This window comes from Streptacidiphilus sp. ASG 303, assembly GCF_020991365.1.
Classification (GTDB): domain Bacteria; phylum Actinomycetota; class Actinomycetes; order Streptomycetales; family Streptomycetaceae; genus Peterkaempfera.
In genome coordinates this window covers 616,164-624,409 of record NZ_JAJLRA010000001.1, presented here as the reverse complement: position 1 = coordinate 624,409, position 8,246 = coordinate 616,164, and the positions used below count along the sequence as shown (strand labels likewise).

The following is an 8,246-nucleotide window of genomic DNA, read 5'->3' as shown; positions in this document are numbered from 1 at the left end:
TGGCGCACCAACCCCGCCACCCAGATCCGCTGGGCCCTGGACTACATGAACTCCCGCTACGGCAGCCCCAACGCCGCCTGGGCCTTCTGGCAGACCCACCACTGGTACTGAGCCACCAGCACCAGCAGCAGGACAGCGGCGCAGCAGCACCAGCAGCCGAACCCGGCTCCGAGGGCCCCGGACACCGTCCGGGGCCCTCGGGGCCGTCCCGCACCCCCGGCTCCGCCCCCGGCCCCAGGCGCGTCCCCGACGGGACGCCGGTGGGGACCGCGCCGCACCGGACCCCGGTACCAGACGGGCCGCCCGTGCCCGCCCCGCGGACCCGGCCGCAGGCCGGTCCGCGCGACCGTCCGGGGCGGAGTGTCGTACCGGTGTGCTCTGCTGTGGGGGCGGCCGGTCACCGTGACGGTGCCGTCGGGCGGACGAGGGGGCGCGGAGATGGACCACGGCGGGTGGCGGCCGTTCCTGGAGCGCTGGAGCGCGGAGTGGATCGCAGGGCACGACCCCGAGCGGGACGGGCCCCTCGACGAGGACGTCCGGGCGGGCGGCTGGCTCGGGTCCGCCCCGGCGACCCCCGGGGCAGTCGCGGCCGCCGAGGCCCGGCTGGGGCGCGGCCTGCCGCCGTCCCTCCGTGCGTTCCTGCTGGTCACGGACGGCTGGCGCGAGGCCGGGCCGTTCATCCACCGGCTTGCGGGGGCCGACGGGCTCGCCTGGCTGGCCGATACGGACGAGAGCCACTGGATCGGGTGCTCCGGCGGCGAAGCCGACGAGGACGGGACCTCCGAGGCCGAGGTCCTCGGCCGGTCGCTGCGGCTCTCGCTCGAGGGTGACGCCGCCGTCATGCTCCTCGACCCGGAGCACGTGGACGACCGGGGCGAGTGGGCCGCGTACTGGCTCTCGTCCTGGTCGGGGCAGGGGCCCGAGCGCCATGTCTCCTTCCGCGACCTGCTGGCCGCCGCGTACGCCTCCTTCCGGAGTCTCCGCGAGCCGTCCGCGGATGCGGAGGACGCCCGGCACGGATCCGCTGCCGTCCCGGACCGACCCGGCCCGGCGCCCTGTCCGCGGGGCGGCCGTCCCCCGTGCCCGGCAGTGGGGGCCCTGCCCGTGTGCCCGTCGTCCGGCACCCCCCGGTGCGCACGACGACGGAGGCCCCGGCCGCTTCCGCGACCGGGGCCTCCGCCTGCTGTGTCCGAGGGGGGACTTGAACCCCCACGCCCGATAAAGGGCACTAGCACCTCAAGCTAGCGCGTCTGCCATTCCGCCACCCGGACAGGGTGTCCGCGGTTCCGTTTCCGTTGCCCGCGGCGACACGGGTAACCATAGCAAAGATCAGGAGGCCCACCCAAAACCGCGCCGGGCCGCGGGGCGTCCGCCCCCGGCCGTGCCCACCGGTTCCACCTGGGACGATCCGCCGGTCCTGCGCGGTCCGCCCTTGGGCGGGAGCGCGCCGGGAGGCAGGATGGTCGGCAGTGTGCCTCCACCCACAGCCCCGGCCCCCGGGGCGGACCCCGGCCCTTCCGGGAGAGCAGGAGAGACCGTGAGCGCGTCGAAGCCCGAGCCGGTGACCGCGGAGTCCGAGGTCACCGGCATCTGCCGCGACCTGATCCGGATCGACACCAGCAACTACGGCGACCACTCGGGGCCGGGCGAGCGCGCCGCCGCCGAGTACGTGGCGGAGCAGCTCGCCGAGTTCGGCCTGGAGCCGAAGATCATCGAGTCTGCTCCGGGCCGGGCCAGCACCGTGGTCCGCATCGAGGGCGAGGACCGCTCCCGCCCCGGGCTGCTGATCCACGGCCACACCGACGTGGTGCCCGCCAACGCCGAGGACTGGACCCACCACCCCTTCTCCGGCGAGATCGCCGACGGCTGCGTCTGGGGCCGCGGCGCGGTCGACATGAAGGACATGGACGCGATGACCCTGGCCGTCGTCCGCGACCGCCTGCGCACGGGCCGCAAGCCCCCGCGCGACCTCGTCCTCGCCTTCGTCGCCGACGAGGAGGCCGGCGGCGTGTACGGGGCCCGGTACCTGGTCGACAAGCACCCCGACCTCTTCGAGGGCGTCACCGAGGGGATCGGCGAGGTCGGCGGCTTCTCCTTCACCGTCAACGAGCAGCTGCGCCTGTACCTGGTCGAGACGGCCGAGAAGGGCATGCACTGGATGCGGCTGACCGTGGACGGCACCGCCGGCCACGGGTCGATGACCAACACCGACAACGCCATCACCGAGCTGTGCGAGGCCGTGGCCCGGCTCGGCCGGCACACCTTCCCGGTGCGGGTCACCAAGACGGTGCGGGCCTTCCTGGACGAGCTGTCCGACGCGCTGGGCGTCGAGCTCGACCCGGAGAACATGGACGAGACGCTGAAGACCCTCGGCGGCATCGCCAAGATGATCGGCACCACCCTGCGCAACACCGCCCAGCCGACCATGCTCGGCGCCGGCTACAAGGTGAACGTCATCCCCGGGCAGGCGACGGCGCACGTCGACGGCCGCTTCCTGCCCGGCTTCGAGGAGGAGTTCCTGGCCGACCTGGACCGGGTGCTGGGCCCGCGCGTCAGGCGGGAGACCGTCCACTCCGACCGGGCGGTGGAGACGAGCTTCGACGGCGCCCTGGTGGAGGCGATGCAGTCCGCGCTGCGGGCGGAGGACCCGATCGCCCGCGCCGTGCCGTACTGCCTCTCGGGCGGCACCGACGCCAAGTCCTTCCAGGACCTCGGCATCCGCTGCTTCGGGTTCGCCCCGCTGCGGCTCCCCCCGGAGCTGGACTTCGCCGGGATGTTCCACGGCGTGGACGAGCGGGTGCCCGTCGAGGGCCTGCAGTTCGGCGTGCGGGTGCTGGACCGGTTCCTCGACGCCTGCTGACCCGTCCGCCTGACGCCTGACGCCTGACACCGGCGGCGCCGCCGCAGGCCCTGCGGGAGGCCCGTTCCCCCGGCTCGGAAGAGCCGGGGGAACGGGCCTCCGCATTTTCGCTCACCGATTCGGAGAATCACCTCCGAGGGTGAACGGCCGCACCGCGGCGTACCCCGTTTGCCGCAGTCTCGTTCACTCATATGCAGCCCACCGAGAGGGTTGTGCTGACAACTAGGAGGAAATCCCATGAAGGTCAACCGGAAGATCGCCGCCGTTGTCGCCGCCACCGGCGGTCTGGTCATGGCCGGTGCCGGTGCCGCGAGTGCCACCACGGGCGGCGGCGCCCTCGCCCAGGGCACCGCGGTGGGCTCGCCCGGTGTGCTGTCCGGCAACGTGATCCAGGTTCCGGTGCACGTGCCCGTCAACGTCTGCGGCAACACCATCAACGTGATCGGCCTGCTCAACCCGGCGTTCGGCAACAGCTGCGCCAACGTCTGAGCGAGGCCGGGCGCGCCCACCGGGAGACGGCCGTCTCCCGGAGGGCGCGCCCCCTTCCGGCCGTTGCTCCGCGGGTGGGGCCTTTCGGCCCGATCCTCACCCGGCCGGGTGAAAAAACTGTGTATGGCCCAACCTGATTGCCGTTCCCTCGTTGACCAGGGGGCGGGTAAAGATTGAGTACACGCCATCACCTACACGAATTGAATGAGGTCAGGGGAACCAATGCGACAGGCAGCCAAGAGGGGTCTCCTCACGGCCATGGCCACCGGCAGCGTGCTGGCGTCGACGGCCGGCTACGCCTTTGCCTCCGCCGACGCGCACGGTGCTGCCGTCGGCTCGCCCGGCGTCGGGTCGGGCAACACGGTGCAGATCCCGGTCGACGTCCCGGTGAACGTCTGCGGCAACACCATCAACGTCATCGGGCTGCTCAACCCTGCCCTCGGCAACACCTGCGCCAACGTCTCTCCCGGGCGCGGTGACCACGACGGCGTCCACGGCGGCGGACGGGGCGAGCACGGCGGCCGCGACGGCCACGGCACCACCCGGGGCGGCGGCGCCGACGCCGAGGGCACCGCCCAGGGCTCGCCCGGCGTGCTCAGCGGCAACACCGTCCAGGTGCCGGTCGACATCCCGGTCAACGCGTGCGGCAACACGGTCACCGGTGTCGGCCTCGGCAACGCGGCCGCCGGCAACTCGTGCTTCAACATCGAGCAGCCGCCGCGCCACGAGTGGCACCCGGGCAAGCCTCCTGTGCACCACCACCCGGGCAAGCCTCCTGTGCACCACCACCCGGGCAAGCCTCCTGTGCACCACCACCCGGGCAAGCCTCCTGTGCACCACCACCCGGGCAAGCCCCCCGTGCACCACGCCGCACCCAGCGGCGGCTCCACGACCGTCGGCCACCACGCCCACGAGGCGCTGGCGTCCACCGGTGCGGGCGGCACGGCGCTCGCCGGCACCCTCGCCGCCGGGATGATCCTGGGCGGTGCCGTGCTCTACCGCCGCGGCCGCGTCGGCGGCCGCTGAGCGCTCGCAGGCCGGACCAGGGCGGCCGGGGCCGACGGCCCCGGCCGCCGCGACGACGACGCGAGCGGGAACCCGGTCCGGGGTTCCCGCTCGCGTCGTCGTGTCCTGCTCCATGCCCCCCGCTCCGGCAGGGGGACCGGCTCACCAGGCGCGGACCTGGCGGATGATCTTCCGCTTCAGCACCACGCTGCGGCTCCCGTCCGGGAACAGCCGCAGCCGGTCCAGCTCCCAGTGGCCGTACTCGGCGTGCTCGGTGAGCAGCCGGCGTGCGGCGTTGCGGGTCGTCCCCCGCGGGAGCCGCAGCGACTGGTACTCGTACTCCGGCTGGCGGACCGTCTTCGATGGGATCAAGCTGTCCTCCCGCTGGTCGTCTCCGGCAAGCCTACTGACGCCCGCCGACAGTCGCCGGACTCCATGGTCCCACGCCGCGCCCGGGGGCGACAGGCGCCCGCATGCCCGGCATGCCCGGTCACTTCTGCCGAAAACACACCCCGACCGGGTAAGGGCGGTGCGACGCACCACCCGGTACGGATAGCGTCTGAGCCATGTCTGATGCAGCGCAGCCCACCGTTGCCGAGGTACGCGCCGCCGCCGAGGCGGTCAAGGAGGCACTCGACCGCCACCTGGAGGCGGTCGAGCGCCGCTCGGGGGAGAACGACCCGGCGGTCTTCGCCGCCTACGAAGCGCTGGCTGCGGCGGCCGACGCCTATGACGAGATCCTGTACGACGCCTACGACGAGGTGACGCCCTTCGAGGTGCCCGGCGACGAGAGCGCCGCCGCCTACCTGGGGCCGGACGAGCCGGAGGCGATCAGCGTGCTGATCCGCCGCGACTACGTCGTCGCCGATCCGGAGCGGCTGCGCGCCCAGGCCGTCCGCCTGGACGGCGGCCCGGACGGCGGCCTGGCCGCGCCGCCCCCGGTGCCCGGCGCCGCACGGCCCGCCGCGGGGAGCCTGAACGCCGCCATCGGCGTGCTCTTCGGCGAGTACGAGCCCGACGAGATCGCCTCGCGCTGCGAGGAGTTCGGCCTGGAGGAGGGCGACTCCACGCTGTGGGTGTCGGCGGCGGAGCCCGCCGAGCCGGGGGAGTGGCTGCCGGAGCCCTTCGACGACGCGGACCCGCAGCTGCTGATCTGCCGCTTCGACGTCAGCGAGGTCTACGACGACGAGCTGGAGGCGCTCGACCCGGAGCACTGACCGGGTACGCCGGCCGGCCAGGGCGGCCCCTCCGCGGTACGCGGGGGAGCCGCCCCGGTGCGTCGTCGGGCGGGGGCGGCCGATCCGTGCCGGACACCGCCGGGCCGGGTGCGACCAGGTCGGACGCGGCCGGGTCGGGAACGGCCGGGTCGGGAACGGGCGGAGTCCGGTCCGGGCGCCGTCAGCGCTGCCTCTCCGTACCGCCCGCCCGCCGTCGGCGGACCTCCGGCCAGCCCGCACCTCCCGCCTGCCCCGGCCTCCGGCCCGGACCGCCTCCGGCCGGCCCCTGCCGCCCGGCCCCTACTGCCCGGCCAGGATGCCGCGCAGCCGGGTCGTGCGGGGCCGGGCCGGCACCGACGCCACGGCCTGCGGCAGCGCCTGTCCCGCCGCGTGCACCACGGACAGGTGGCGCTCCGCACGGCCGAAGGCCGTGTAGACGAGCTGCCGGGTGAGCGCCCCCGCGGCGTCGTCCGGCAGGACCGCGACCACGGCCGGCCAGCGCCGCCCCACGGCCTGGTGGACGGAGAGCACCCACCCGTGCCGCAGCTCGGCGACCCGCTCGCGCGGGACCGTGGTGCGCCGCCCGTCCAGGTCGAGGTGGAGGCCCGCGGCGTCGGCGGAGACCACGGTGCCCGGGACGGAGCTGCCCGGCGCGGGTGAGTGGACGACCCGGTCGCCCGGGTCGAACCCGCCGAACCGGCCGGGGCCCGGGTTCAGCCGCGCCTTGAGGGCGGCGTTCAGCGCCCGGGTGCCCGCGCCGCCGCCGTGCCCGGGGGTCAGCACCGCGACCTCCCCGGCGGGGATGCCGAGCGCGCGGGGGATGGAGTCCACCACCAGCTGCACCGCCCGGTGGGCCGCCTCCCCGCCGTCCTTGGCGGGGACGATCACGACCTCCCGGCCGGGTGCCTCGACCGGCTGGAGCTCGCCGAAGCCGATGCCGGAGACCAGTTCGCCGATCGGTCCGAAGTCGGGCGTCCGGGAGGCCACCGCCGGGCACGCCTTCGCGGCCAGCAGGTCGGCGAAGACCCGCCCGGGCCCGGCCGACCAGAGCTGGCCGGGGTCGCCGCTGAGCACCAGCCTGGTCCCGTCGGCCAGCGACTCCGCGAGGGTCGCGGCCGTCTCCACGTCGAGCAGGGGGGCGTCGCACACCACCAGCAGGTCCAGCGCCAGCGAGCCGTCGGCCTCCCGGCCGGGCCCCTCCGTGCCGGACAGCAGGCCGGCCAGGGTGACGGCCGCCGCGGGGGAGGAGGGCCGCTCCCGGCCCCCGGCCTCCTCGCCGGGCCGACCCTCCCCGGGGTCCGGGGCGCCGACCGGGGCCGCGTCGGCGGCGCCCTCCGCGCTGCCGGCGTCCTGCGCGGCGCCGGGGGCCTCCGCACCGGACCGGCCGCCGCCGGCCCGGTCCGCGAGGGCGCCCAGGGCCGCGGCGCCCTCCGCGGTCCAGGCCGCGGCCCAGGCCCGCAGGCCAAGCCCGCGGGCGGCGGCCACCAGGGCGGCGGGTTCGGCGCGGGCCGCCTCACCGCCGGTGTGCAGGACCAGGCCCGACTCCGCGGCCGCCCGGACCAGCGCCGCCGCGGACGGGGAGGGGGCGGCCGCAGCCGCCGCCTCCCAGGCTCGGGGGCCCGGCCGCGGACCGGCCGGGCCGCCGGCCTCGGCGCCCTCCTCCGCGCCCGGCCCGTCGGCCGTGCCCGCGTCCGCCGTGCCCGCGTCCGCCGTGTCCGCGTCCGCCGTGTCCGCGTCCGCCGTGTCCGTACCGGCCGCGTCCGCGTCCTCCTCCGGGGCCTCCCCGTACGGGTCGAAGGTGGACATCAGCCGCACCAGGCCGTCCGCGAGGCTCTCCTCGGCGAGGGCGAGGCGGTCGAGGGCGAGGAGCATCCGCACGGGAGGGCCCTCGTCCTCCTCGTCGTCCGCCGCCGGGCGCCCGCCGGGGGAGGCCGAGAGGTCCTCGTCCTGGAAGGCCATCACCCGGCCGTCGGTGACGACCGCGCCCAGCGCGGCCTCCGGGTCCGGCACGCCGAGCTTCTCCAGCTCCGCGCGGACCTCGGCCACCTCCAGCGCCGTGTGCCCGTGCAGGGCGGCCCGCTCCAGCAGCCACACGGCCAGCGCCTGGGCGCGCCGCGGGTCGCCCGGACCGGCGGCGGGTCCGAGCAGGCCGCGGGCGAACCCGTCCGCCTGCTCGGGCCGCACGCCGGGCAGCGCCAGCACCGTCCACGGGTCCTCACGGAGCGCCTCGGCGGCGCCGTCGCCCAGTGCGGCCACGGCGGCCGCGGCCAGCTCCGCCGGGGCGCCGCCCGCCGCCAGGACCTCCGAGGCGGCGCGCAGCGCCTCCTCCCGCTGCTCGTCGGCGGGCGCCGCGCGCCCGCCCGCCCCGGCACCGCCCACGGCCGCCGGGCCGGCCCCGGCCTCCGCGCCGGCGCCGGGCCCGGCCGGCCGCTCCCCGGCGGCGGCCGGGGCCTGCCCGCCGCGCCCCATGGCGCGGATGGCCTCGGCGAGCCTCGCCGTGTCCGGCCGCGCCGCGGCCGCCTCCGGAGCCCCGGCGCCGTGCGCCTCCGCCGGGGCTCCGGCCCGCTCCGGCTGCCCGGCCCGCTCCGGCCGCCCCTCCGGGGCGGAGGTCTCCTCGTCGCTCACGGCCCACGCTCCCGTCGTGCTGCTCGGTCCGCGGAGGAGCCGCGGCCGCC

The 8,246-nt window shown here is 76.5% G+C and carries 6 protein-coding genes, 1 tRNA gene and 1 pseudogene; 5 read left to right on the top strand and 3 right to left on the bottom strand.

The features are described 5' to 3' along the window. Nucleotides 1-111: pseudogene (locus LO771_RS02770) on the top strand (lytic transglycosylase domain-containing protein); the annotation flags it as partial. A 1,075-nt stretch (nucleotides 112-1,186) separates the two neighbouring features. Here LO771_RS02770 and LO771_RS02765 read toward each other — a convergent pair. Continuing rightward, nucleotides 1,187-1,271 (bottom strand) — tRNA-Leu (locus LO771_RS02765). Nucleotides 1,272-1,537: 266 nt separating this feature from the next. Here LO771_RS02765 and LO771_RS02760 point away from each other — a divergent pair. The 3 genes from LO771_RS02760 to LO771_RS30960 all read left to right on the top strand — a co-directional run bounded on the left by LO771_RS02760 (nucleotide 1,538) and on the right by LO771_RS30960 (nucleotide 4,375). Further along, nucleotides 1,538-2,860, top strand: a complete 1,323-nt coding sequence (locus tag LO771_RS02760) for a M20/M25/M40 family metallo-hydrolase (RefSeq protein ID WP_230647899.1) — start codon at nucleotides 1,538-1,540, stop codon at nucleotides 2,858-2,860. Between the two features lie 237 nt (nucleotides 2,861-3,097). Continuing rightward, nucleotides 3,098-3,349 carry a chaplin gene (locus LO771_RS02755; protein ID WP_230647898.1) on the top strand — a complete coding sequence of 84 codons (252 nt, stop codon included), beginning with the start codon at nucleotides 3,098-3,100 and terminating at the stop codon, nucleotides 3,347-3,349. A gap of 222 nt (nucleotides 3,350-3,571) precedes the next feature. Beyond that, nucleotides 3,572-4,375 carry a chaplin family protein gene (locus tag LO771_RS30960; protein ID WP_230647897.1) on the top strand — a complete coding sequence of 268 codons (804 nt, stop codon included), beginning with the start codon at nucleotides 3,572-3,574 and terminating at the stop codon, nucleotides 4,373-4,375. Nucleotides 4,376-4,516: 141 nt separating this feature from the next. Here LO771_RS30960 and LO771_RS02745 read toward each other — a convergent pair whose 3' ends face one another. Further along, entirely contained in the window at nucleotides 4,517-4,723 is a 207-nt protein-coding gene (locus LO771_RS02745; protein ID WP_230647959.1) for a DUF5703 family protein, read from the bottom strand. A gap of 197 nt (nucleotides 4,724-4,920) precedes the next feature. On the opposite strand from LO771_RS02745, the gene LO771_RS02740 reads away from it, so the two are divergent. Further along, the gene (locus LO771_RS02740) at nucleotides 4,921-5,571 is read left to right on the top strand and encodes a hypothetical protein (RefSeq protein WP_230647896.1); all 651 of its coding nucleotides are present in this window, start codon (nucleotides 4,921-4,923) and stop codon (nucleotides 5,569-5,571) included. A gap of 300 nt (nucleotides 5,572-5,871) precedes the next feature. Here the strand turns inward: LO771_RS02740 and LO771_RS02735 are convergent, their stop codons facing one another. Continuing rightward, nucleotides 5,872-8,196 (bottom strand): helix-hairpin-helix domain-containing protein, encoded by a 2,325-nt coding sequence (locus LO771_RS02735; protein WP_308188817.1) that lies wholly within the window; start codon nucleotides 8,194-8,196, stop codon nucleotides 5,872-5,874. Nucleotides 8,197-8,246: the final 50 nt, after the last annotated feature.

Bases quoted from the DNA above. Each gene is read 5' to 3' on its own strand.
- LO771_RS02755 (WP_230647898.1), top strand. From the start codon at position 3,098: ATGAAGGTCAACCGGAAGATCGCCGCCGTTGTCGCCGCCACCGGCGGT.
- LO771_RS30960 (WP_230647897.1), top strand. From the start codon at position 3,572: ATGCGACAGGCAGCCAAGAGGGGTCTCCTCACGGCCATGGCCACCGGC.
- LO771_RS02740 (WP_230647896.1), top strand. From the start codon at position 4,921: ATGTCTGATGCAGCGCAGCCCACCGTTGCCGAGGTACGCGCCGCCGCC.